The sequence below is a fragment of the Streptomyces sp. S07_1.15 genome, assembly GCF_020739505.1.
GTDB classification, from domain to species: domain Bacteria; phylum Actinomycetota; class Actinomycetes; order Streptomycetales; family Streptomycetaceae; genus Streptomyces; species Streptomyces xinghaiensis.
Genome location: NZ_JAJBZK010000001.1, coordinates 1906410 through 1930085 on the forward strand (window position 1 = coordinate 1906410; position 23676 = coordinate 1930085).

Annotated in this window: 15 protein-coding genes; 5 read left to right on the forward strand and 10 right to left on the reverse strand. The window is 74.6% G+C overall.

Going from position 1 to position 23676, the window contains the following annotated elements; genetic code table 11:
• Positions 1–6 precede the first annotated feature (6 nt).
• Positions 7–1494, reverse strand: coding sequence for a long-chain fatty acid--CoA ligase (locus tag LIX60_RS08015; protein ID WP_227957846.1), 1488 nt, complete (start codon positions 1492–1494; stop codon positions 7–9).
• Positions 1495–1645: 151 nt separating this feature from the next.
• Here LIX60_RS08015 and LIX60_RS08020 point away from each other — a divergent pair, with 151 nt between their 5' ends.
• Complete coding sequence (locus LIX60_RS08020; protein ID WP_227957847.1) at positions 1646–2839, forward strand: CdaR family transcriptional regulator; 1194 nt, start codon at positions 1646–1648, stop codon at positions 2837–2839.
• Between the two features lie 141 nt (positions 2840–2980).
• Here the strand turns inward: LIX60_RS08020 and LIX60_RS08025 are convergent, their stop codons facing one another.
• The 5 genes from LIX60_RS08025 to LIX60_RS08045 form a co-directional block, all read right to left on the reverse strand.
• The gene (locus LIX60_RS08025) at positions 2981–3685 is read right to left on the reverse strand and encodes a hypothetical protein (RefSeq protein WP_374117966.1); all 705 of its coding nucleotides are present in this window, start codon (positions 3683–3685) and stop codon (positions 2981–2983) included.
• A gap of 34 nt (positions 3686–3719) precedes the next feature.
• The gene (locus tag LIX60_RS08030; protein WP_227957848.1) at positions 3720–5843 is read right to left on the reverse strand and encodes a beta-galactosidase; all 2124 of its coding nucleotides are present in this window, start codon (positions 5841–5843) and stop codon (positions 3720–3722) included.
• Positions 5844–5990: 147 nt separating this feature from the next.
• A complete protein-coding gene (locus tag LIX60_RS08035) occupies positions 5991–6959 on the reverse strand; it encodes a carbohydrate ABC transporter permease (RefSeq protein WP_227957849.1) in 969 nt (322 codons plus the stop codon).
• Entirely contained in the window at positions 6956–7969 is a 1014-nt protein-coding gene (locus LIX60_RS08040) for a sugar ABC transporter permease (protein ID WP_227957850.1), read from the reverse strand. Before LIX60_RS08040 ends, LIX60_RS08035 begins: the two co-directional genes overlap by 4 nt.
• Complete coding sequence (locus LIX60_RS08045; protein WP_227957851.1) at positions 7966–9660, reverse strand: extracellular solute-binding protein; 1695 nt, start codon at positions 9658–9660, stop codon at positions 7966–7968. The genes LIX60_RS08040 and LIX60_RS08045 overlap by 4 nt, the downstream gene beginning before the upstream one ends.
• A 333-nt stretch (positions 9661–9993) precedes the next feature.
• On the opposite strand from LIX60_RS08045, the gene LIX60_RS08050 reads away from it, so the two are divergent.
• Positions 9994–12990, forward strand: a complete 2997-nt coding sequence (locus LIX60_RS08050; RefSeq protein ID WP_227957852.1) for a glycoside hydrolase family 3 protein — start codon at positions 9994–9996, stop codon at positions 12988–12990.
• 200 nt (positions 12991–13190) lie between these two features.
• Here LIX60_RS08050 and LIX60_RS08055 read toward each other — a convergent pair whose 3' ends face one another.
• The 3 genes from LIX60_RS08055 to LIX60_RS08065 all read right to left on the reverse strand — a co-directional run bounded on the left by LIX60_RS08055 (position 13191) and on the right by LIX60_RS08065 (position 19028).
• Positions 13191–14636, reverse strand: a complete 1446-nt coding sequence (locus LIX60_RS08055) for an aldehyde dehydrogenase family protein (protein WP_227957853.1) — start codon at positions 14634–14636, stop codon at positions 13191–13193.
• 306 nt (positions 14637–14942) lie between these two features.
• Positions 14943–16589 (reverse strand): PucR family transcriptional regulator, encoded by a 1647-nt coding sequence (locus LIX60_RS08060; RefSeq protein WP_227957854.1) that lies wholly within the window; start codon positions 16587–16589, stop codon positions 14943–14945.
• A 105-nt stretch (positions 16590–16694) separates the two neighbouring features.
• Positions 16695–19028, reverse strand: coding sequence for an ATP-binding protein (locus tag LIX60_RS08065; protein ID WP_374117827.1), 2334 nt, complete (start codon positions 19026–19028; stop codon positions 16695–16697).
• Positions 19029–19393: 365 nt separating this feature from the next.
• On the opposite strand from LIX60_RS08065, the gene gabT reads away from it, so the two are divergent.
• Together gabT and LIX60_RS08075 are read left to right on the forward strand one after the other, a co-directional pair.
• Positions 19394–20743, forward strand: a complete 1350-nt coding sequence (gabT, locus tag LIX60_RS08070) for a 4-aminobutyrate--2-oxoglutarate transaminase (RefSeq protein ID WP_227957855.1) — start codon at positions 19394–19396, stop codon at positions 20741–20743.
• Positions 20744–21196: 453 nt separating this feature from the next.
• On the forward strand, positions 21197–21910 hold the full coding sequence (locus LIX60_RS08075) for a phosphatase PAP2 family protein (protein ID WP_308101115.1): 714 nt from the start codon (positions 21197–21199) through the stop codon (positions 21908–21910).
• On the opposite strand, the gene LIX60_RS08080 is transcribed toward LIX60_RS08075, so the two are convergent.
• Complete coding sequence (locus LIX60_RS08080) at positions 21837–22298, reverse strand: hypothetical protein (protein ID WP_227957856.1); 462 nt, start codon at positions 22296–22298, stop codon at positions 21837–21839. The genes LIX60_RS08075 and LIX60_RS08080 overlap by 74 nt on opposite strands.
• Before the next feature lie 305 nt (positions 22299–22603).
• Between LIX60_RS08080 and LIX60_RS08085 the strand changes: the two genes are divergently transcribed.
• The gene (locus LIX60_RS08085) at positions 22604–23629 is read left to right on the forward strand and encodes an adenosine deaminase (RefSeq protein WP_227957857.1); all 1026 of its coding nucleotides are present in this window, start codon (positions 22604–22606) and stop codon (positions 23627–23629) included.
• Positions 23630–23676: the final 47 nt, after the last annotated feature.

Below are 23676 nucleotides of genomic sequence, written 5' to 3' on the forward strand. Positions count from 1 at the left end.
GGTGGTTCACCCCGCCGGTGCGGTGATCTCCCTCTTGAGGATCTTGCCGCTGGGGCCGGTCGGCAGCGTGTCCGTGATCCACACCTCGCGCGGGTACTTGTACGCGGCCACCCGGTCCCTGACGAACTCCCGCAGTTCATCGGGCGTGGCCGCCGCGCCCGGGCGCAGCACCACCGCGGCCCCGATCTCCTCGCCGAGACGGGCGTGCGCCACGGGCACCACGGCGGCCAGCGCGACGGCGGGGTGCTCGTGGAGCACCTCCTCGATCTCGCGCGGGTAGACGTTGTAACCGCCGCGGATGATCATGTCCTTCTTGCGGTCGACGATGAAGAAGTAGCCGTCCTCGTCCTGCCGCGCCAGGTCTCCGGTGCGCAGCCAGCCGTCGGGGACGGCGGCCGCTGTCTCCTCCGGGAGGTTCCAGTACCCCTTCATCACATTGGGTCCGCGGACGGCCATCTCACCGACCTCGCCCAGCGCCACGTCCCGGCCGCTGTCGTCCAGGAGCCGTACCTCCACGTCCTGGATCGGGGTGCCGATGGAGCCCGCCTTGCGCGGCCGGTCGGGGTGGTTGAAGGTGACGACCGGGCTGGTCTCGGACATGCCGAAGCCCTCCAGCACCGCGCAGCCGAAGCGCCGCTCGAAGCCGTGCAGAACCTCCACCGGCAGCGACGCCCCTCCCGAGATGCACATCCGCAGCGTGGAGACGTCCGCGTCCGAGGGGTGCTGGAGCAGCGCCGCGTACATGGTCGGGACGCCCTCGAAGACCGTGGCGCGGTCGCGGGCGATGGCGTCCAGGACGGCCTGCGGGTCGAAGCGGGGGATCAGGGTGAGCATGGCGCCGCTGAGGACGGCCACGCTCATGGTGCAGATCTGCCCGAAGATGTGGAACAGCGGCAGACAGCCGACCACCACGTCGTCCGGGGTCATCCGCTGCACGGAGTCCTTGTTGACCTGGGTGTTGTGGCGCAGTCCGCCGTGGGTGAGAGAGGCGCCCTTGGGGCGGCCGGTGGTCCCGGAGGTGTACAGCAGCACGGCCACGTCGGCGTCGTCCGTCTCCGCCACCCCGGGCGCCGGCTCGTGACCGGCCAGCCGGCCGGCGAAGTCCGCGGGTTCGACGGCCAGGTGCCGGACCCCGGCGGCGGCCGCGCCCTGAGCGCCCTCGCCCGGCGCCCGGTGCCATTCACACAGCAGCACCGCTCCGGAGTCGTTCAGGTGGAACTCGGTCTCGCGCGCCTTCAGCAGCGGGTTCAGCGGGACGACGACCGCCCCGGCACGCAGCGCGCCGTAGTACAGGACGACGAACTCCGGAACGTTGGGCAGCATCAGGGCGACCCGGTCCCCCGGCCGTACACCCTCGGCGCGCAGCAGCGCGGCGGCGCGGGCGCTGCGCTCGTCCAGCTCCGCGTAGCCGGTGACCTGCTCGCCCAGGCGCAGGGCGGGCCGCTCCGGCTGCCGCTGCGCCGTCTCCACCAGGAACTGTGCCAGGTTGGCCATGGCCTGCCTCCACGCATGTCGTTGTCGGAATCCGCCGTTCACGTGGACGTCATCGTGCTGCCGCACACGGGCCGGGTCCTATGGCCGGCGGGACAGCGTCTCACGCACCGGATTGTTCCCGGGAACAACAGCAGGGCGTTAAGCTGCGAAAATGGACCTGTCGGACGTGGCGGCCGTGCTTCAGGCACGGGTTCCGGAGCTCGGTGAGCGGATGGCGCTGCGCATCCGCTCGCAGATCGACGCCTACAAGGACGAGTCGCTGACCCCCTTCGACTCGCTGCGCGCCTCGTGCACGGCCAACGTCGACCTGGTCCTGAACCACCTCCGGGGTACGGACGCCCCGGACCCGGATCCGGGCCCGTCCCGTGAGACCGGCCGGATCCGCGCCGAACAGGGCATGCCGCTGGCGGACACCCTGCACGCGTACCGGATCGGCTTCGAGTTCCTGTGGTCGGAGATCCTCGCGGAGGCGCGGACCCGCCCCGATGTCCCGGACGCCGAGCTGGTGTCGCGGTCGGCGGAGATCTGGGCGCTGTTCGGCCTGTACGCCCAGACGGTCGCGGCGGCCCACCGGGAGGCCACCACCGAGCTGACCTCGCAGCGGCAGGCCCGGCGCTCGGCACTGGCGGAGGCGCTGTTCACCGGCGTCATCGCCGACCGCACCACCCTGCGGGACGCCGCCCGCGAGCTCGGTCTGCCCGAGCGCGGGCCCTACGCGGTCGCCGCGGCGGTGGCCGAAGCGCCCGGCGAGGAACCGCTGACGGGCATCGAGAGCGCGCTGCGCCAGGCCCGGCTCCCGTCGACCTGGCGGCTGCTGCCCGACCAGCAGATCGGGCTGGTCGCCCTGCCCGCACCGGCCGCGGAAGGCGCCTTCCTGCGCGTCCTGAACCGCGCCCGGGGCGCCCGTGTGGGCGTGAGCCCCTGCTTCGACTCGCTGCGGGACGCGCCACAGGCCCTGCGTTTCGCGCGGCTGGCCCTGGCCGGCCTGCGGCACACCGGCCCCGGCGTCGCGCGGTTCGACGACGACCCGCTGGCCATGGTCGTCGCCGCCGCACCGGCGGAGGCGGGCCACCTGGTGGAGGTGGTGCTGCGGCCCCTGCTCGACCTCCCGGCCGCGGAGCGCGCCCGCCTCCTGGAGACCCTGGAGCACTGGTTCGCCACCTCCGGCTCCGCCAGGGACGTGGCCGGGCGGCTCTTCGTCCACCCCAACACCGTCCGCTACCGGCTGCGCCGCATCGAGGAGCTGACGGGCCGCTCCCTCTCCGATCCGCGAGCGGCGGCGCACATCGGCGCGGCGCTCCTGGCGGTCCGCACCTCCGAGACCGGGAGCTCATCCCGGGTGTGAGCCACGGTCCGGGCCCGGTGACGGCGGCGCGGCGGTGCGGCGGTGCGGCGGTGCGGGAACGGCTCACGCCGCTGCCGGCGGGGAGCGGGGAGGCGACGCGCCCCGCCGCGGGGGTGAGGGGGCGCGCCGCCGGGCCGGCGCTCAGCTCGACGAGACGCCGAAGCTGTTGGTGCGGAAGTCCAGGCCGCCGGCCGAGGACGTGATCTCGTAGCCGAACTGGACGTCGCCGATGGTCTCGTCGCCGATCCAGCCCTTGGTGTTCTTCAGCCAGTCGAGGATCGGCTTGATGTTCACCGTGCCGGCGGTCGAGTCGGAGGAGCGGATGAACGTGTAGACGGCGTTGTGGCCGTTGTCGCCCCGGTACACGGACCAGCTGTGGCCGCCCAGCGAGACGTCGCCCTGGTGGGAGCCGAGGGGGCCGACCGGGCCCGTCCGGTTGACCCAGAGCATGATCTCGTGGTCGTAGTCGGTGTCCCAGATGTCATAGCTCGTGTTGTAGGCACCGGCGTTCGGGACCGTGACGTTGTAGTGGCTGGTCAGCGTGGCGATCTGGCTGATCGGCTTGTTCACGACCTTCTTGGCGTTGGGGTAGGACTTGATGCCGCCGGTGTTCGGGTGGTCCGCCCAGACGCCCCAGTCGCTGTAGGAGTTGGCCCAGATGGTCTGCGGGCCGGTGCCGGAGCCCCAGATGTTGTTGTAGAGGGTGTAGCCGCCGTTGGACCAGGTGCCCCACTGCTCGGAGGAGGACCAGACGGCGGCGTGGGCGGGCGCGGAGGCCAGCGTGGTCAGGCCGGCCAGCGCGGCCGCGGCGGGGAGGACGGTGCGGAGCAGCGTCCTGCGGGGGATGCGGGGGGAGGTGGGTCGCACGGGATGTCTCCTTCTACGGGGGTGGGGGCTCGGGAGCGTGCGGTGCGTGCGGTGCGTGCGGTGCTCCGTTCCGCCGTGCCCCGGTGCGCAGCACGGCGGCGCCGTGGCGGTCGAGGCGGATGGCGGTGGTGTGGTCCCGCCCGGTCAGCACGTCGGCGGCCGGGGCGGGGAGCGGGACCACGGCCGGGGCACCGCTGTGGTTGAGGAGGAAGAGCAGGTCGCCGCGGCGGACCGCCTCCACGCCGGCGGGGAGTCCGGGGAGCTCGGGCCGCAGCCCGGCCGTGTCGGCGGCGTGCGCCAGCAGGGCGCGCAGGGCCGGAGGTTCGGGCAGGGTGGAGACGTACCAGGCGGTGCCGGCGCCGTGGCGGTGGCGGGTGACGGCCGGGCCGCCGTCCAGCTCGCCACCCTTGAGGACGGCGACGGGCTCCGCCCCGGCGAGTTCGAGGTCCTCGGACCAGAGGGTGCCGGTGAAGGTGCCCGGCAGGCCGCCCGTGGCGGGCGTGGTGGCGGTGGATGACGTGGTGGTGAGCGTGACCGTCTCGTCCTCCGACAGCGGCCACCACTCGTGCACGGTGGCGATCCCCAGCAGCTCGCGCAGCCGGGCGTCGACGCCGCCGGGGCGGACCCGGTCGTCGCCGTCGGTGACGCCGGTGAAGAAGCCGCAGACGAGAGTGGCGCCGCCGCGCACATGAGCGGTCAGGTTCCGGAGAGCCTCGTCGGTGAGCAGATGGAGGTGGGGGACGGCGACGAGGCGGTAGCGGCCGAGGTCCGCGGTGGGGCGGGCGAAGTCGGTGGTGATCCCCGCCTCCCAGAGCGCCCGGTGCCAGGCGCGCAGCAGGCCGTCGTGGGTGACGAGGGCGGAGGGGCGCCCCTCGCCCTGGGCCGACCACCAGGCGTCCCAGTCGTGCAGGAGCGCCGCCCCGGACGGCACCGGCCGGCCCGCCACCTCGTTGCCCAGGGAGGCCAGTTCGGCGCCGAGTTCGCGCACCTGCCGGAAGGTCCGGCTGTGCTCGCCCGCGTGCGGCAGCATCGCCGAGTGGAACTTCTCGCTGCCCTGCCGGGACTGCCGCCACTGGAAGAAGCACACGGCGTCGGCCCCGCGCGCCACGGCCTGCAGGGACCACAGGCGCGTCAGCCCGTGCGGCTTCGGCCGGTTGACGGGCCGCCAGTTCACGGCGCCCGCGGCCTGCTCCATCAGCATCCAGGGGCCGCCGGCCTGCGAGCGGGTGAGGTCCTGGACGAGGGCGTTCTCCGCGCCGCCGTGCGGGTCGGCGGGGTCGGGGTAGATGTCGGCGGAGACGACGTCCTCCTCGGCGGCCCAGGCCCAGCCGTCCACACCCGCGAAGAAGGGCATGAAGTTGGTGGTGACGGGGGTGTCCGGGTCGTGTCCGCGCAGGATGTCGCGTTCGGCGGTGAAGCACTCCAGCAGCGCGTCGCTGGTGAAGCGGCGGAAGTCGAGCGCGTGCGCGGGGTTGACGAGGTACTGGGCGCGGCGCGGCGGGATCAGCTCGTCCCAGCTGCCGTAGGTCTGGCTCCAGAAGGCGGTGCCCCAGGCTTCGTTGAGCGCGCCGAGGGTGCCGTAGCGGTGGCGCAGCCAGCGGCGGAAGTGGTGTGCGGTGGCGTCGCACCAGCAGGGGGTGGCGTACTCGTTGCCGACGTGCCACAGCCGCAGCGCCGGGTGGCCGGTGTAGCGGGCGGCGAGGTCCTCGGTGAGGGCGGCGGCGTGGTCGCGGTAGACGGCGGAGGAGGCGCAGAAGTGGTTGCGCGAGCCGTACCAGACGACTGAGCCCGCGGGATCGCGCGGCAGGGTCCCGGGATGCCGGGCGCCGAGCCAAGGCGGGGGCGAGGCGGTGGGTGTGGCGAGGCAGACGCCGATGCCGGCGCCGTCCAGCAGGCCGAGGACGGTGTCCAGCCAGCCGAAGTCCCGTGCGCCGGGCTCGGGTTCGATGCGCGCCCAGGAGAAGACGCCGACGGTGACGAGGGTGACCCCGGCCTGGCGCATCAGCCGGATGTCCTCGGGCCAGGTCTCCTCGGGCCACTGCTCGGGGTTGTAGTCGCCGCCGTAGAGGACACGGCCGCGGACCGCGTCCGCCAGACCGGGGCGGCCGGGCGTCCCGGGTCCCGCTGAGTGCGGCATGGCCTGAGACCTTCCGTGCGGAGGACAGAGGAGAGAGGACAGAGGAGCGGCTCGTACGGCCGGCTCGTACGGCCGGCCGTGCGGTGGCGGGAGGACGGCGGGCGCGGGCCGCGACCCGGCCCCGGCGAGGGGGGGACCGGAGCCGGGTCAGCCCTTGATGGCGCCCGTGAGCATCCCCTTGGTGAAGTGCTTCTGCACGAAGGGGTAGACGGCCACCACCGGGATCAGCGCCAGGACCATGACCGCCATCTGCACGGCCAGTCCCGGGACCTGCTGGGTGGCGATCATCTGGGACATGCCCTGCGGCGCCTCCTGCTTGATGACGAGCTGCCGCAGGATCATCTGGAGCGGCCATTTCCCGGCGTCGTTGAGGTAGATCATCGCGTTGAACCACTGGCTCCAGTAGCCGACCGCGTAGAAGAGCGAGATGACGGCGATGACGGCCTTGGACAGCGGCATCACGATGCGCAGCAGGATGCGCCACTCCCCCGCGCCGTCGATCCGGGCGCTGTCGATGAGCTCCGGCGCGGTGTTCATGAAGAAGGCCCGCAGGACGAGGATGTTGAAGACCGAGACGGCGCTCGGCAGGATCATCGCCCAGTAGCTGTCCTGCAGGCCGATGCCGGTGACCAGCAGATACGTGGGGATGAGGCCGGCGCTGAAGAACATGGTGACCAGCAGGGTCATCAGGATCGGCCGGTGCAGCAGGGAGCCGGGCCGGGAGAGCCCGTAGGCGCAGAGGATGGAGACGGCCATGCTGATGGCGGTGCCCACGAGGGTGACCAGCAGGCTGACGACCGTGGCGCGGGTGACCGTCCCGCCGCTCAGCAGCTCCTGGTAGGCCCGGAAGGTGACCGTCTTCGGGACGATCACCAGCCCGCCGGCCTCGGTGATGGTCTTCTGGTCGGAGAGGCTGGTGACGACGACCACCCAGAGCGGGCCCAGGATCGCCGCGCAGACGGTCACGAGGGTGACGCCCTTCAGGCCCTGCCCGGCCGGTCCCGGCTCCTCCTCCCACACGGGCCGTCCGCCCCGCCGGTCCGGCTTCGGAGCCGCCGGGGCGGGCGGCGGGTCCGGTGGTGCGGTGGCCGTCCGCAGCGGTGCCGTCGCGCTCATTTCCGGTACACCCCCTGTTCGCCCAGCAGATGGGCGACCTTGTTGGCCAGCAGGACCAGGACCAGGCTGAAGACGCCCTTGACCAGGCCGCCCGCCGCGGCGACGCCGTAGTCGCCGTTGGCGATGCCGACCCACCACACATAGGTGTCGAACACCTCCGAGGCGCCCGGTCCGACCGCGTCGCGCTGGAGCAGGATCTGTTCGAAGCCGACGGTCAGGGCGTCGCCAACGCGCAGCACCAGCAGCAGTGCGATGACGGGCCGCAGCGCGGGCAGCGTGACGTGCCACATGCGGCGCCACCGCCCGGCGCCGTCGGCGGCCGCGGCCTCGTACAGGTCCTGGTTGACGGCGGAGAGCGCGGCGAGGAAGACGATGACGCCCCAGCCCGCGTCCTTCCACACCAGCTGCGCGGTGACCAGGAACTTGAAGACGCCCGGGTCGGTCATCAGATCGAAGCCCTCGTAGCCGCGGGCGCGCAGCAGCTGGGAGATCAGCCCGGCGCCGCCCAGCATCTGCTGGAAGACGGTGATGACCAGCACCCAGGAGAAGAAGTGCGGGAGGTAGAGCACGCTCTGCACGACGGCCCGGACGCGCTCGCTCATGAGGCTGTTGAGGAGCAGCGCCAGCGCGATGGGGACCGGGAAGAACAGGGTGAGCTGGAGGAAGGTGATGGCGAGCGTGTTGACGCCGGCGTCCCAGAACCGGCTGTCGGACAGCAGCAGGGAGAAGTTCTCCCAGCCGGTCCACGGGCTGTCCCACAGCCCGGAGAGATACGGGTCGTAGTCCTTGAAGGCGACCGTGGTCCAGATCAGCGGCACATAGACGAACAGCGCCAGCAGGCCGACCGCCGGGAGCGCCATCAGCAGCAGGGACCGGTCGCGGCGCAGCCGGTACCAGCGGCGGGAAGCGGGCGCGGGCCGGGACGCGCCGGGACGGCCGCCGCCGTCGCCGTCCGGGGCCGCGGTGCCGGGGGGCGCCCCCGTGGCCCGGGGGCGCACGGCGCTGCTCACACTCCGCTGCCGTTCTTCTCCAGCAGCTCCGCGTACCAGTCGCGCAGCTTGTCGCCCCCGCCCTTGCGCCAGTCGGTGACGGCCCGCTGCGCGTCGCGCAGCGACTTGCGGCCGCGGACCACGTCCTTGGCGAGATCCTCGAACGGCGTGTAGAGGGAGGCGTACCGGGTGGGCTCCTGGATCTGCATGCCGTAGAAGAGCGGCTTGCGCATATGGGCGCCCATCCGCTGCATCCAGCCGCAGTAGTCCTTCACCACCCGCGGATGGTCGGGGTAGGCGACGGAGGCCTCGGCGGAGACGATGAAGCGGTAGGTGTCCATGACCTCCTTGACACCCTTCTCCGTCTTCACCGGCACCCCGTCCTTCAGCGTGTAGTGCTCGCCCTCGGTGCCGTAGTCGATGAGCCGCTGCTCACGCGTGCCGTAGGGCGCCGCGATGAAGTCGGCGAGGGCGAGGCACTCCTCGATCCGCTCCTTCGAGAGCTTCTTGTTGAGGAAGGACCAGAGGCTGGCGGGGGCGCCCTGGTAGAGGACGGGGTCGCCGCCGCCGGGGCCGAAGAAGTCCATGCCCTGGATGCGGAAGTCCGGGTTGGCGGAGGCCTGTTCGAAGGTGAGGCCGTACCACTTGGCGTCGCCGTCGTTCATCATCAGCGACTGCCCGGAGGTGAAGCGGGTGGCCGCGTCGTTGGCCTTGCCGGCGACGGCGTCCGGGTGGACGACCCCGGCGGCGTAGAGCTTGCGGGTCCACTCCAGGGCTTCGAGCCAGGCGTCCGTCTCCACCTTGTGGACCAGCTTGCCGTCCCGCTCGGTCCAGTAGTACGGCTTCTCGGGCGGGCAGCCGAAGATGATCTGGGCGGACCACCACATGTCCTCGCAGGCCCACCGCTTGCTCGCGGGGCGGGTGATCTCCTTGGCGAGGGCGAGGAACGCGTCCGGGCTGTCCGGGACCTCCCAGCCCTCCTTCTCGAAGAGGTCCTGCCGGTAGAACGGGACGACGCCGCCGAGCGGGCGCGCGGGCATCGGCAGGCCGCGCAGCTTCCCGCCGAAGACGGACATCTGCCAGGCGGCGGTGGGGATGGCGGCGAGGTTGGGGTACTTCTTCACCTTGTCGCCGGAGAGATACGGGCCGAGGTCGGCGAACTTGGCGCTGATCGCGCCGTGGATGCGGCCCTGCATCTCCCACTGCGGTATGCAGACGATGTCGGCGATGCCGTCGGAGGCGAGGACGGCGCTCAGCTTCTCGCCGTAGGTGTTGCCGTCCTGGGTCTGCCAGCGGATCTCGGCGCCGAGCGCCTTGTTGACGGCCCGGTAGTAGGCGGCGTCCTTCGCGGGCGGAGTGCCCCAGAGCGGGGTGAAGGCGGTGTAGGTCCCGCCGCTGCCCGGTTTGCCGCGGACGGAGACGGCGAGGTCCCCGGGCTCGGGGGCCCGAGTGAAGCCGGGGCTGGAGCCGTTGCGGCTGGGGATGTCCGGGTCGCTCGCCCGGGAGGCCACATGGGCGGGCAGCAGCTTCTTGAGGTCCTTGCCGCTGGTCGTACCGCCCCGGTTGGTGCTCTCGCCCGAGGAGCAGCCGCTGAGCAGGGGCGCGCCGCCGGCGACGGCCGCGGTGACGGCGGCCGCTCCGGCGAGGAAGGTCCGTCTGCTGTGCGGGCTGGGGCGGCCGGAAGCGTGGTCCGGGCCCTGGAAGTTCGGCATTGCGTCAACCCTTCGTGGCGTAACCGCCGCACGACCGGTCCCTTGGCCGAGTGGTCGAAGCGCTTCGATGGCGCCGAGGTTAGGTGCGGGGGTGTGGTCACGCAAGAGCCGCCGCAAAAATGCTTGCACCACCGGGAGTTGACGGCCCGTCCGCCCCAAGAAGCCCAGAGCGCCGGTGTTTTACGTCTTGACACGGCCGGTCCCGCGGCGCAGCATCGAAGCGCTTCGAATGTGCCGTAAGCCGCAGACCCGCTCCGCCTGTGGTGCGCCCCCCGCTCCGCACTCCGCCGCCTCGGACGTCTTCGGGGCACACCGGCCGCGAGGAGACCGTCCGTGTCCACCGCTCCGCCGCCCCGCCGCGATGCCCGGCTGCCGCGCAGACAGCGCGTGGACGACCTGCTCGCCCAGCTCACCCTCGACGAGCGGATCGCGATGCTCCACCAGTTCGCGCCCGCCGTGGAACGCCTGCGGATCGCCGCCTTCCGCACCGGCCAGGAGGCCCTGCACGGGGTCGCCTGGATGGGCCCGGCCACCGTCTTCCCGCAGGCCGTGGGGCTCGGCGCCAGCTGGAACCCGGACCTGCTACGGCGGATCGGCGAGGCCGTGTCCACCGAGGTCCGGGGGATGCGCGCCCGGGATCCCCGCGTCGGGCTCAATGTCTGGGCGCCCGTGGTCAACCCGCTCCGCGACCCCCGCTGGGGCCGCAACGAGGAGGGCTACTCCGAGGACCCGGCGCTGACCGCCGCACTCGCCACCGCCTACACCCGCGGGCTCCGCGGCGGCCATCCCCGGTACTGGCGCACCGCCCCCGTCCTCAAGCACTGGCTGGCGCACAACAACGAGACCGGCCGCGACACCACCTCGGCCTCCGTACCGCCCCGGGTGCTCCACGAGTACGACCTCCCGGCCTTCCGCGGGCCGGTCGAGGCGGGCGCGGTGGCCGGTGTCATGCCCGCGTACAGCCTGGTCAACGGGCGGCCCAACCATCTCTCGCCGTATCTGGAGGAGGAGCTGCGCACCTGGACGGACCGGGAGCTGGTCGTCTGCTCCGACGCGGCAGCGCCCTCCAACATCGCCGGCTCACAGGGCTACCACGCCACCCACGAGGAGGCGGCCGCCGCCGCGCTCCGGGCCGGCGTGGACAGCTTCACCGATCACGACCAGGACCCCGCGCCGACCACTGCCCGGCTGCGCGGCGCCCTGGAGCGCGGCCTGATCGGCGAACACCACATCGACACGGCCGTCCGGCGGCTGCTCGCGATGCGCCGCGAACTGGGCGAGTTCGCCCCGGAGGACGACCCCTGCGCCGGTATCGGCCCGGAGCACGTCGACACCCCGGCCCACCGCGAACTGGCGCGCGAAGCGGCGGAACAGGCGGTCGTACTGCTGAAGAACGACGGACTGCTGCCGCTCTCCGCGCACGGGGACGGGGACGGGGACGGGGACGGGGGCCAGGACGCCGGCGCGGAAGCGGACGCGGCGGGCGGCGCGGGCACGGTCGCCGTGATCGGCCCGATGGCCGACGCCTGCAAACGCGACTGGTACAGCGGCGACCTGATCCGCCGGAGCACCCTCCGCGGCGCCCTGGCCGAACGGCTCGGCACGGGACGGGTCGTCCACGCGGACGGCTCCGACCGGGTGCGCCTGCGCTGCGCCTCGGGCGGCTGGCTGCACGTCCCCGCCGGCCCGGCCGGGGCCGGAGCGCCGGAGGCCGCGTCCGGACCCGCCGGCTCCCTGAACCCCGCGCACACGGAGGGCCGTACGGACCTCCCGCCCGTCACCCGCGGCGAGCACCCCACCGAACTGGCGCTCACCGACTGGGGCGGCGGCGTGCTCACCCTGCGCGCCCCTGACGGCCACTGCCTGAGCGCCGCCGCGGACGGTTTCGTCCGGGCCTCCGCCGAGGAGCCGGGCGGCTGGGTGGTCCAGGAGACGTTCGCCCTCGAACCCCACGGGGACGGCCATCTGCTCCGGCACCTCGGCTCCGGCCGCCCCTGCCGCCTCGCGCCGGACGGGCTGCGCACCACGGACGAGGGCGAAGGACCGGAATCGGCCGAGGTGTTCACCGTCGAGGTGACCGAGCGGGGCGAGGACGCGGCAGCCCGCGCCGCCGCCGCGGCCGGCACCGTGATCGTGGCGGCCGGGAACGACCCGCACATCAACGGCCGGGAGACCGAGGACCGCACCACCCTCGCGCTCCCCCCGGCACAGGAACGGCTGTGGCGCGCCGCCCGCGCCGTCAACCCGCGCACCGTGCTGGCCCTCGTGAGCAGCTACCCGTACGCCGTCCCCGAGGCCGACGCCGAGCTGCCCGCCCTGCTGTGGACGGCGCACGGCGGGCAGGCGGCCGGGACCGCGCTCACGCGCGCGCTGTTCGGGGACGTCTCACCGGCCGGGCGGCTGCCGCAGACCTGGTACGCCGGCGACGACGGTCTGCCCGGGCTGTTCGACTACGACATCATCGGCGCCCGCGCCACCTACCTCTACTTCGACGGCACGCCCCTCTACCCCTTCGGCCACGGCCTCTCCTACAGCCGCTTCTCCTACGACGGCCTCACCGTGACCCGCGACGGCGGCACCCTCACCGCCGCCCTCACCGTCACCAACACCGGGGACCGGGACGCCGACGAGGTCGTCCAGCTCTACGCCCGCGCCGTCGCTCCGCGCGTGCCCCGGCCCCACCGGCAGCTGGTGGCCCACGAACGCCGCCGGCTCGCCGCCGGGGAGACCGGGCGGTTCACCTTCACCGTGCCGGTGGCGGCGCTGGGCCACTGGGACGTGGCGCACGGCCGCTGGACCACCGACCCGGGCCGCTACGAGCTCCAGGCCGGCGCCTCCTCCGCCGACATCCGGCTGACGGCGCCCGTCACCGTCGGCGGACCGCCGCCCGCCCCGCGCCCGGTGCGGGAAGCCGGTCTGGAGGCCGCCCGCTACGACGCCTCCGAGAACGCCGTCCTGGTGGACCGGACGAAGACCCGCGGCGACGCGGTGGCCCCGGCGGACCCGGGCGCCGCGGCCCGGCTGCTCTTCCGCGCCTGCGACTTCGGCCCCTCCGCCCCGGACACCGCCGTCCTGCTGGCGGCCCGCGCGGAACCGGGCGAGGCGCGGATCGGACTCGCCCTGGCCGACGGCACCCCGCTCGGCGAAGCCGTTGTCCCGTGCACCGACGGCCCCTATGCGTACCGGGCCGTGGAACTTACGCTGGGCGGCGCCCCGCGCGGTGTGCGGGACCTGTGGATCACGCTGCGCGGAGCGGTCCGCCTCGCGCGGCTCGACTTCGGACTCCGGGACGCATCGAGGGAGCCGTCCCGGGCGGCCGGAGGGTACTGACCCGGTGCCTGCGGTGTCTCCCGGGCGGGTGAGACACCGGAAGCCGGGCCGGTCCCCGAGGGCCGCACAAGAGCGGCCGGGGCGCGTCGTGTGGGCTGCGCGCCCCGGCCGTTCGGCGCCCGCCGGCCCCCGGTTTCCGGACTCCCGGGCCTGCCGGCTTGCGGGCTTGCGGGCTTGCGGGCTTGCGGGCTTGCGGGCTTCTAGAGATCCAGGCCGGTCAGCACCATCACGCGCTCGTAGGTGTAGTCGTCCATCGCGAAGCGCACACCCTCCCGGCCCACACCGGACTGCTTGGTGCCGCCGTAGGGCATCTGGTCGGCCCGGTAGGACGGCACATCGCCGATGATCACGCCACCGACCTCCAGCTCCCGGTGCGCGCGGAAGGCGGTGCGCACGTCGTGCGTGAACACCCCCGCCTGGAGCCCGTACTGGGAGTCGTTGGCCGCCGCGAAGGCCGCCGCCTCGTCCTCGGCGCGGGTGACGGTCAGCACCGGCCCGAAGACCTCCTCGCAGGAGACCTGGACATCGGACGGCACATCGGTGAGGACGGTCGGCGCGTACGTGGCGCCGTCCCGCTCGCCGCCGGTGAGCAGCGTGGCGCCCGCGTCCACCGCCTCCCCGACCCAGGACTCGACGCGCTTGGCCGCGTCCTCGCTGACCAGCGGTCCGACATCGGTGGCCGGGTTCGACGGGTCGCCGGTCACCTGCTCCTTGACGGCCGCGACGATCCGGGGCACCAGCCGGTCGTACACCGAGGCGTCGGCGATGACCCGCTGCACCGAGATGCAGGACTGGCCGCCCTGGTAGTTGGAGAAGGTCGCGATCCGGGTCGCGGCCCAGTCGAGGTCGGCGTCCGAGGACCAGTCGGCGAGGACGATCGCCGCGCCGTTCCCGCCGAGTTCCAGCGTGGTGTGCTTGCGGGGCGCGGAGTCGAGGATCGACCAGCCGACCGGGCCGGAGCCGGTGAAGGAGATGACCGGCAGCCGCTCGTCGCGCACCAGGGCGGGCATCCGGTCGTTGGGCACGGGCAGGACGCTCCAGGAACCGGCGGGCAGGTCCGTCTCGGCCAGGAGTTCGCCCAGCAGCAGCCCGGAGAGCGGGGTGGCCGGGGCCGGCTTGAGGACGATCGGGGCGCCCACGGCGAGGGCCGGGGCGACCTTGTGCGCGCACAGGTTCAGCGGGAAGTTGAACGGGGCGATGCCCAGCACCGCGCCGCGCGGGAAGCGGCGGGTGAGCGCGAGCCGCCCGGCGCCGCCCGCGTCGGTGTCCAGGCGCTGCGCCTCGCCGCCGTTGAAGCGGCGGGCCTCCTCGGTGGCGAACCGGAAGACGGAGACGGCGCGGCCGACCTCGCCGCGCGCCCACTTGAGCGGCTTGCCGTTCTCGGCGGAGATCAGCCCGGCGATCTCCTCGGCCCGTTCGGCCAGCCGCCGCTGGACGTGCTCCAGGGCCGCGGCCCGGACGTGCGCCGGGGTGGCGGCGAACTCGGCCCGTACGGCGTGCGCCGCGGCCACGGCCTCCTCGACCTGGGCCTCGGTCGGGACGCTCGCCGTGCCGACGAGCCTGCCGTCCCAAGGGGAGGTGACATCGAGTGTGTCGTCGCCGGTCGCCTGTCGGCCGGCCAGCCAGAACGCGTGGGTGTGGGTCACAGCGGATCCCGGCCCTTCCGAGGTGGTGGGGATGGTGCGGTGGGTGCTGGTGCGCGGTGTTCGTGCGGGGAGCTCGTGCGCGGTGCCCGCGGGCCCGCGGTGTGCTGGTGCGGGGTGCGCGTGCGGGGTGCTGGGCACCACGTTAGGGGCGGCGGCGCCGAATGGCGTTTGTCCGCGGTGGAGCGGTGCGCCGGTCCGGCTAGGACGCTTCGGCGTGCCGCCCCGCGCTCCGGCCCGCGGAGCACCGGCGGGTCCCGCCGCCCGGCGGCGCTGCCCGTCCCGCCCGCGGGCCCGGCCGCCCGCCCCTCACTCCGCGCTGGTCGCCTTCAGGGCGAGCCAGAGCTCCATCCGGGCGTCCGGGTCGTCCAGGGAGCGGCCGAGGATCTCCTCCACCCGGCGCATCCGGTAACGCAGGGTGTGCCGGTGCACGCCCAGGTCGGCGGCGGCCGCGTCCCACTGGCCGTGCCGGGAGAGCCAGGCGCGGAGCGAGGAGACCAGGTCGCCGCGGCCGGTGGCGTCGTGTTCCCGGAGCGGGCGGAGGATGCCGTCGGCGAACGCCCGTACGGCGTCGTCCGCGAGCAGCGGCAGCACCGACCCGGCCGCGACCTCCTCGTGCTCGACGAGCACCCGGCCCCGGCGGCGGGCCACCGACAGCGCCTGCTCCGCCTGCCGGTAGGCGGACACGGCGGCGATCGGCCCGGTCGGGGCGGAGAGGCCGACGGCGAACGCGGCCGCCGGCGCGGTGCTCCGCCCGCCCCGGCGCCGGGGGGAGCGGCGCCCCGCGCTCTCGTGCTCCTCGGCCAGCCGTTCGCAGGCGGCGACCGCGGCGCCGCCGTCCGCGGCCAGCACCACCAGCCGGTCCCCGTCGGGCACGACGAGGAGGTGCTCCCCGCCCCGGGCCGCGGCCGCCTCCAGGGTGTCGGCGAGCCGGCCGAGCGGGTCCGGGGCCGGGCCTCCGTCGCCGGCGGCGGGCGCGGCGTCCGGGGTCTGCGGACCGGCGCGTTCCGCGACGAGCACCCGGAAGGGGGCGTCGAGCAGCGCGCCGTAGAGCGTGCCGGCGACCGTCCGGGCGTGGTCCGGCTCACCCGCCAGCAGCATCCGCAACAGGGCGGAACCGAGCCGCTGTTCGGCCGCGGCCAGGGTGCGCGAGCGCTCGGCGGTGAGGGTCAGCAGGGCGACGGCCGAGTTGACGGCGTAGCGCTCGGCGGTGCCCAGCGGGGCGCCGGTGCCGACGGCCAGGACGCCCTGGGCGCGCCGGCCGCTGCCCAGGGACTGCAGTTCGATCCGGTCGGCTCCGTCGTCGTCCTCGCCGGTACCGCCGGTCACGGCACTGGCCGGAGCGGGACGCTCGCGCAGCCGTTCGACGTCGGTCGTCAGCCGGGCGGCGCGCCGGGCGGCCCACTCGGGCGCCGCGGCGACCACCGCCCCGGACATGTCGTAGAGGGCGGCCCAGCCGCCGATGTGCGCGGCGAGCCGGGCCAGCAGCGCCTCCGGGCCCTCCGGGCCGAGCGCCGCGCGCGTCAGCTCGCGCTGGGCGGCGAAGCCGGCGGTGACGGCCTGGTACTGCTCGGCCGCGATGGCCGCCGAGACGGCCTTGCTGATCGCGATGAACGGGGTCCGGCGCGGCACCTCCAGCAGCGGCATCCCCTCCTCGGCCGCGGCCGACACCAGCGCCTCGGGGATGTCCTCGTAGTTGACGCCGACGGCGAAGCCGAGCCCGACGACCCCCGCCCCGGCGAGCCGGCGGACATAGGCCCGCATCTCCTCCCCGTTCTCGGCATCCAGCTTGAGCGCGGTGACGAGCAGCAGTTCACCGCCGTCGAGATACGGCACCGGGTCGGCCAGTTCGCTGGCGTGGGCCCAGCGGACGGGCGTCTCCAGCCGGTCCTCCCCCGCGCGGACGGCGAGCTTGAGCGCGGGGTGGGCCACGAGGGAGGCGAGCGTCGGGGGCATGGGTCCTTCACGGGAGGCGGGATGACGCGGGACCGAATAGGCCGTCCCGTATGAACGGCATGGGCCGATTCTGCCTCATTGGAGAGGTGCCGCGCAGCCCGCCGGTCAGCTCCGCAGATCCACCAGGAGCGGCGGGGCGTGCTCGCCGCGTGCCGTGGTCAGCGAGACCACCGCGTGCTCCGGCGGCAGGGAGTGCGCCAGCTCGGAGGCCGACCAGCGCTCCCGCTCCACCTGCCGGACGGTCACCGACTCGCTGGTGACGGCCCGTCCGGTGACCAGCCGCCGGATGACGTGCACGACCCGGGTGAGCGGTTCGTCGGTGATGATCTGCCGGTTGGTGACATCGCGCGCCTCCACCCACTCCTTGCCCCACACCTCGGCGAAGCGCGCGCCGTCCCAGGTGGTCACCCCGGCGAAGGCCATCCGGCAGCCGACGGTGCCCAGCAGGGTGCTGCGCAGCGCCTCGGGCACGTCGTCGAGGGTGCGCAGGGTGAGCAGGGCCCCGGCGTTGGCGGAGCGCAGCCGCTGGATGCCGCGGAGCGCCTCGGCGGTGATGGTGTCGGAGGCGTCGTGGAGGACCAGGCAGGCGAAGAGCGACCGGTCGGCGCGGCCCACGGCGCACTCGGTGAACTGGGCGAGCACCAGCCGCGCCAGGATGCGGGAGGCCTCGGCGTGGCCGCGTTCGGGGAGGTCGATGCGGACCCGCAGCGGATGGTCGAGGGAGCGCAGCGAGAAGGGGCGGCTCCCCTCGCCGGTGGCGAAGAAGTGCGCGAAGGCGGGCCGGTCGAGCAGCGCCAGCCGGTCGGCGAGCAGGGCGCAGGCGTCGTCGGCGCGCCCGGACTGCCGTTCGCGGGCGTCGAGTTCGCGGGCCTGCGCGAGCTGACCGGTGTCCCGCAGGACGGTGCGGAGCGCGTCGAGGGCGGTCGCCGATCCGTCCAGCAGTTCGCGGAGTTCGGGTACGGAGGGGAAACGGCCGTGGGCGGCCCGGAAGGGACCGAGCAGCTGGGCCAGCGCCGTGGGGGCCCGGCGGGCGCCACCGCCGGGGCGGGCGGCGGCGAGGTCGCCGATGAGGGCCTCGGCGAGGATGCCGGCGGCCTCGTCCGGGTCGGTCGTGCCGCCGTAGAGGTCGAGGTCGTGGGCCGAGTCGGGGCGCCCGATGCGGATGACGACGTCGAAGAAGCCGTCGGGGGCGAGCTGGGCGCCCGAGGCGCCGACGGCGACGACGGCGGTCCGGCCGGTCAGCGCCTGGAGGCAGAGCGACTCCAGCACGGGCCGCACCAGCCGTTCGGTCTTCCCGGCGCCGGGCGGGCCGACGGCGAGCAGCGAGGTGGCGAGCAGCTCCGGCGCCAGCGCGAAGCCCGCCCCGCGGTGCCGGTAGGGGTTCCGCCGGTCGTCGGCGGCGGTGCCGAGGCGGACCTGCCCGGCGGCCAGGTCGTGGCGGGCGGTGCGGACCGGCAGATCGCGGGCGCCGGACGGGTGGAGGCAGGCGGCGGCACCGTGCCGCAGCACGGTGTCGGTGAAGGCGGGCAGCCGCTCCGGCCGGCCGCGCACACCGGTCCAGGCGCGGCGGATGCGGGCGTAGTCCACGTCGGTGAGCCGGCCGGCGCGGGCCTCGGCGGCCAGCCGGCCGGCGGCGTCCGGGGCGCCGCCGGAGCGGAGTTCGGGCCACTCGGCGGGGTCGGCCTCCGGCGGGGGCGGCGGGGCCTGCCGGTCGCCGTCGTCCCACAGCCGGCGCAGCAGCGGGGCGGCCCAGCGGCGGTACAGCTCCGGCCAGCGGCCGAGCCGCCCGAACACCACGACGAGCCCGGCGGCGAACAGGCCGTAGTAGAGGTACGCGGCCCAGACGTACGCCAGGTGGTTGCCGCCCGCCTCGCGCCAGGAGTCGGGGGTGAACAGCAGCAGCGGCCAGAGCCAGTAGTCGCCGAGATAGCCGTTCCAGCACAGCGACCAGATGAGCCAGCCGCAGAGGAACGAGATCAGGGCGCCGCTGAGCAGGGAGCGGCCCGGGATCCGCTCGGGCTCCTCCGGCGGCCGGGGCCGGTGGCCGTGGCGCCAGATGCCGGGCGGGGCCTCCGGGCGGGGGGCGCGCACCCAGTCGAGGAACGGCGCGGCCGGACCGCCCGGTGCCGCTCCGGAGCCGCCCCCGGCACCATCACCGGCGTGGGGGATGAGGCCGGTGTGGCCGCTGTTCGGTCCGCCGCCCGGCGCGGCCGCCGGCATCCCCGCGGGCGCGGGCGGCACGGGCGGGCTCCCGGGATACGGGCCCGAGGCGGACGGGGCTCCGGCGCCGGACCCCTCCACCGGGCGCGGGGACGGCACGGGGGCCGGGAAACCGGACGGCGGCTGCGGGGGCGGCGGTGCGGGCGGGCCGGCGGGAGGCGGTACCGCTCCCGGGTGCCCGGTGCCCCGACGGCCGTCGTGTGCGCCTTCGGTGTCCATCTGCCGCCTCTCGCCCCCTGCCCCGCCAACCGGCCTGCTGTTCCTACCCGTTCAATCTAGTGCCCCACACCGCGCCCCGGCCCCGGGCGCGCCCCCGCCTGCCCGCGGCGGCGCCTCCCCCGTCCCGTGCCGCCCCGTCCCGCGGCGGCGCCCCGCCGCGAAGGTGCCGCCGCGGACAACGGGACACGCGCAGCGCTACCGATCGGAGCATGCCCCGGACCGCCGCCCGCCCCTAGCCTGCGGAGTACGTGCCCGATCCGGGCATTCCGCCGGACTTGCCGCACCCCCGCGGAGGGCGTCCCCCGCCGGCCGCACGCAGGGGCGCGGCGCCCGCACCGCGCCGCCACGGACCAGAGGAGATCACCATGACCGCGACCACCGGAGGCCCCTCGCTCCCGCAGGAGCGCCGCGTCGTCACCGCCATCCCCGGCCCCAAGTCCCAGGAGCTCCAGGCCCGCCGGAGCGCCGCCGTCGCCGCGGGCGTCGGCTCCGTGCTGCCCGTCTTCACCACCCGTGCCGGCGGCGGCGTCGTCGAGGACGTGGACGGCAACTCGCTGATCGACTTCGGCTCCGGCATCGCGGTGACCTCGGTCGGCAACAGCGCCGAGGCCGTGGTGCGCCGGGCCTCCGCCCAGCTCGCCGCGTTCACCCACTCCTGCTTCATGGTGACGCCGTACGAGGGCTATGTGGAGGTCTGCGAGAAGCTGGCCGAACTGACGCCCGGTGCCCACGCCAAGAAGTCGGCGCTCTTCAACTCCGGCGCGGAGGCGGTGGAGAACGCGGTGAAGATCGCCCGCGCGTACACCCGGCGCCAGGCCGTCGTCGTCTTCGACCACGGCTACCACGGCCGCACCAACCTCACGATGGCGCTGACCGCCAAGAACATGCCGTACAAGCACTCCTTCGGCCCGTTCGCCCCCGAGGTGTACCGGGTGCCGGTGGCCTACCCGTACCGCTGGCTCACCGGTCCCGAGCGCTGTGCCGAGGAGGCGTCCGCCCAGGCCATCGACATGATCAGCAAGCAGATCGGGGCCGAGAACGTCGCCGCGATCGTCATCGAGCCCCTGCTCGGCGAAGGCGGTTTCATCGAGCCGGCGAAGGGCTTCCTGCCGCGGATCGCCGAGTTCGCGAAGGCCAACGGCATCGTGTTCGTCGCGGACGAGATCCAGTCCGGCTTCTGCCGCACCGGCCAGTGGTTCGCCTGCGAGGACGAGGGCATCGTGCCGGACCTGATCACCACCGCCAAGGGCATCGCGGGCGGCCTGCCGCTGTCGGCCGTCACCGGCCGTGCCGAGATCATGGACGCGGCGCACAGCGGCGGCCTCGGCGGCACCTACGGCGGCAACCCGGTCGCCTGCGCGGCGGCGCTCGGCGCGATCGAGACCATGCGCGAGCTGGACCTCAACGCCAAGGCGCGGCGCATCGAGGAGGTCATGAAGCCGCGCCTCCTCGAACTGCGGGAGAAGTACGAGGTGATCGGCGACGTGCGCGGCCGGGGCGCGATGCTCGCCATCGAACTGGTGCGCCCCGGCTCCAAGGAGCCGGCCCCGGACACGACCGCCGCGCTCGCCAAGGCCTGCCACAGCGAGGGCCTGCTGGTGCTGACCACCGGCACCTACGGCAACGTCATGCGCTTCCTGCCGCCGCTGGTGATCGGCGAGGAGCTGCTGAACGAGGGCCTGGACATCCTCGAAGGGGCGCTCGCCGGCCTCTGAGCCGGCGCCGCGGCACCGGACCGGGCTCCACCAGGGGTGTTACCTGCGGCTACAGTCCGCTTCCGTGAAGAATGTGTGCGGAGCCCATGGCGGACGGGTGATCCGGCTGTCCGGCCGCCTCCCGGTGCCGTACGGTCGTCCGCAGATGAGAGAAACACCCCGTCCGCGGATCGTCGCGGACGGCGCCGGGTCGGCGCCTCCCCAGCACCGGACCGGCCGTGCCCTCGCGCACACCGGAGCCTCGGGCTCCGGGATTCTCCACCGGTCGGACGGCCGCCCGCCCCAAACCCCCCGGGGCGCGCGGCACACCGGTCGTCGCGGCCGCTCCGGAACAACCCCCCTGTTCCGGAGCGGCCGCCTCCGCCGTTCCGGCACCTTCCGGCGCTCCCGGCGCCCCGCGCCCTGCTCCCCCTCCTTCTGCCCGCGCTGCTCTTCGCCGCGGTCACCCGGCAGGTGGCGGCCGGCGGCCCGCTGCGGACGCTGGACGAGCGCGCCGGCGCGATCCTGGCCCGGCCGGGCGGCGGGGGTCCGGGGGACACCGCCGCGGAATTCGCGGCGGACCTCGGCCATCTGCCCGTCGCCGCCGCCGTCCTGGCGCCGGCCGCCGTCGCCACCGTCCTCCTCGGCCGGCGCCGGGCCCGGTCGGAGCGGCGGAAGCGCGCGGGGACGTCGGCGAGGGCGTGCGGAGGGGCGGACGGGAAGGCGCGGGGAGAGGCGTACGCGCCCGGCGCGCGGCGCCCGTGGCTGCCACCACTCGCGGCGGCGGCCGCGCTGGCCGCCGTTCCCGCGCTCGTCCTCCCGCTCAAGGCGTGGACGGCCCGGCCGGGCCCGGACGGACTGCCGCTCGCCGCGGGCGAGGGCTTCTACCCCTCGGGCCACACGGCGACGGCAGCCGTGGCCTACGGCGCCGCGACCCTGCTGCTCCTGCCGCATCTCCGCCGGACGGCGGCCCGCCGCGCCCTGACGGCCGGCGCGCTGCTGCTGAACCTGGCCGTCGGTGCGGGGCTGGTGGTACGCGGATACCACTGGCCGCTGGACGTCCTGGGCAGCTGGCTGCTGTCCGTCCCGCTGCTGTGGGCCCTCGCCGGCGCGCTCACCGGCCGTCCCCGCGGGCCAGTCCGGCGGCGGCCTCGTGCAGCGCCAGCTCCAGCAGCACCGGGTCGTTGAGCGTTCCGGCCCCGTCGGGCGGCACCACCCAGCGCACACCGCCCGTCGCCACCCCCGGATAGGGCACGACGATCCAGGTGCCGCGGCCCGCGGCGCGCATCCCCGTGCCGACCCAGCGCTCGGCGGTGCCCGGCGGGACGAAGAAGCCCGTCCGCTCGTCGCCGAAGTCGGCCAGCACCGGGCCGGGCCGGTCGATACGGCGGCGAAGCACCTCCAGCGCCGGGAAACCCAGCTGCCCCGGAAGGATCAGGACGTCCCAGCGGCCTCCCGCGGGCAGCAGCACCACTCCGAGCGGGTTCCGCTCCCACTCCAGGCGGCACGCCGCCGGGTCGGGGGCCGCCGAGACCAGCCACTCGACCGCGCCGTCGTCCGCCCCGGTGTCGCGCATGCAGAGCGCCTCCTCGTGTCCCCATGTGATGACGTGACGGTTGAGGAGAGAGCGGGAGCCGCCAATCGTCACACCCGCCGGTGCGCCGAATCACCGCAAAGAGGGGCGGATGGCCGCAAAGAATCCGGTACAAGCCCCGGAAGGCCGCCTTCCGGGCCGGACCGGACGAGTCGGGTGCCCGTGCGGTCCGCGGGCCGCGGGCGGGCGGCAGGGCCGCCGGGCGGCGCTGTCCCCGCCCGCGCCTACGATGATGCTGCTCCGGCCACCCCGGAGCGCCCGCCGCCCGGCCGTACCCAGGAGGACCGATGACCGATCTGCAGCCCTTCATCGCGGGACTGCCCAAGGCCGAGCTGCACGTCCACCACGTCGGCTCCGCCTCGCCGCGCATCGTGTCCGCCCTGGCCTCCCGGCACCCGGACTCCCCGGTGCCCACCGACCCCGAGGCGCTGGCCGACTACTTCGTCTTCCGCGACTTCGCCCACTTCATCGAGGTCTACCTCTCGGTCGTGGACCTCATCCGCGACGCCCAGGACGTCCGGCTGCTGACCTACGAGGTCGCCCGCGACATGTCCCGGCAGAACATCCGGTACGCCGAACTGACCGTCACCCCGTTCAGCTCGACCCGCCGGGGCATCCCCGACGCCGAGTTCGTCGAGGCCATAGAGGACGCCCGCAAGGCGGCCGAGGCCGAGCTCGGCGTGATGCTGCGCTGGTGCTTCGACATCCCCGGCGAGGCGGGCCTGGAAGCGGCCGAGGAGACCACCCGGATCGCGGTCGAGCAGCAGTGCGAGGGGCTGGTGTCGTTCGGGCTCGGCGGACCGGAGATCGGTGTGCCCCGGCCCCAGTTCAAGCCGTACTTCGACCGGGCCATCGCGGCCGGGCTGCGCAGCGTCCCGCACGCGGGCGAGACCACGGGCCCGCAGACCATCTGGGACGCCCTGAACGACCTGCGCGCCGAGCGCATCGGCCACGGCACGAGCGCGACGCAGGACCCCCGGCTGCTGGAACACCTGGCCGAACACCGCATCCCCCTGGAGGTCTGCCCGACCTCCAACATCGCCACCCGCGCGGTCACCGACCTCGACCAGCACCCCCTGAAGGACATGGTGGCGGCGGGAGTCCTGGTCACCGTCAACAGTGACGACCCGCCCATGTTCGGCACCGACCTCAACACCGAGTACGGCGTCGCCGCCCGCCTGCTCGACCTCGACGAACCGGGCCTCGCCGGCCTCGCCAGGAACGCGGTCGAGGCGTCCTTCCTCGACCCGGCGGGGAAGGCGAAGCTGGCCGCGGAGATCGACGCCTACACGGCGGAGTGGCTGCGCCGGTAGCGCCGCCCGCCGGCCCGCGCGCCGGGCTCCGGCAGCGCGCCGGGCCG

What these genes read in the sequence shown, in the direction of transcription:
- LIX60_RS08015 (WP_227957846.1), bottom strand. Translation starts at nt 1,494, where the DNA reads ATGGCCAACCTGGCACAGTTCCTGGTGGAGACGGCGCAGCGGCAGCCG.
- LIX60_RS08020 (WP_227957847.1), top strand. Translation starts at nt 1,646, where the DNA reads ATGGACCTGTCGGACGTGGCGGCCGTGCTTCAGGCACGGGTTCCGGAG.
- LIX60_RS08030 (WP_227957848.1), bottom strand. Translation starts at nt 5,843, where the DNA reads ATGCCGCACTCAGCGGGACCCGGGACGCCCGGCCGCCCCGGTCTGGCG.
- LIX60_RS08035 (WP_227957849.1), bottom strand. Translation starts at nt 6,959, where the DNA reads ATGAGCGCGACGGCACCGCTGCGGACGGCCACCGCACCACCGGACCCG.
- LIX60_RS08045 (WP_227957851.1), bottom strand. Translation starts at nt 9,660, where the DNA reads ATGCCGAACTTCCAGGGCCCGGACCACGCTTCCGGCCGCCCCAGCCCG.
- LIX60_RS08060 (WP_227957854.1), bottom strand. Translation starts at nt 16,589, where the DNA reads ATGCCCCCGACGCTCGCCTCCCTCGTGGCCCACCCCGCGCTCAAGCTC.
- LIX60_RS08065 (WP_374117827.1), bottom strand. Translation starts at nt 19,028, where the DNA reads ATGGACACCGAAGGCGCACACGACGGCCGTCGGGGCACCGGGCACCCG.
- gabT (WP_227957855.1), top strand. Translation starts at nt 19,394, where the DNA reads ATGACCGCGACCACCGGAGGCCCCTCGCTCCCGCAGGAGCGCCGCGTC.
- LIX60_RS08080 (WP_227957856.1), bottom strand. Translation starts at nt 22,298, where the DNA reads ATGCGCGACACCGGGGCGGACGACGGCGCGGTCGAGTGGCTGGTCTCG.
- LIX60_RS08085 (WP_227957857.1), top strand. Translation starts at nt 22,604, where the DNA reads ATGACCGATCTGCAGCCCTTCATCGCGGGACTGCCCAAGGCCGAGCTG.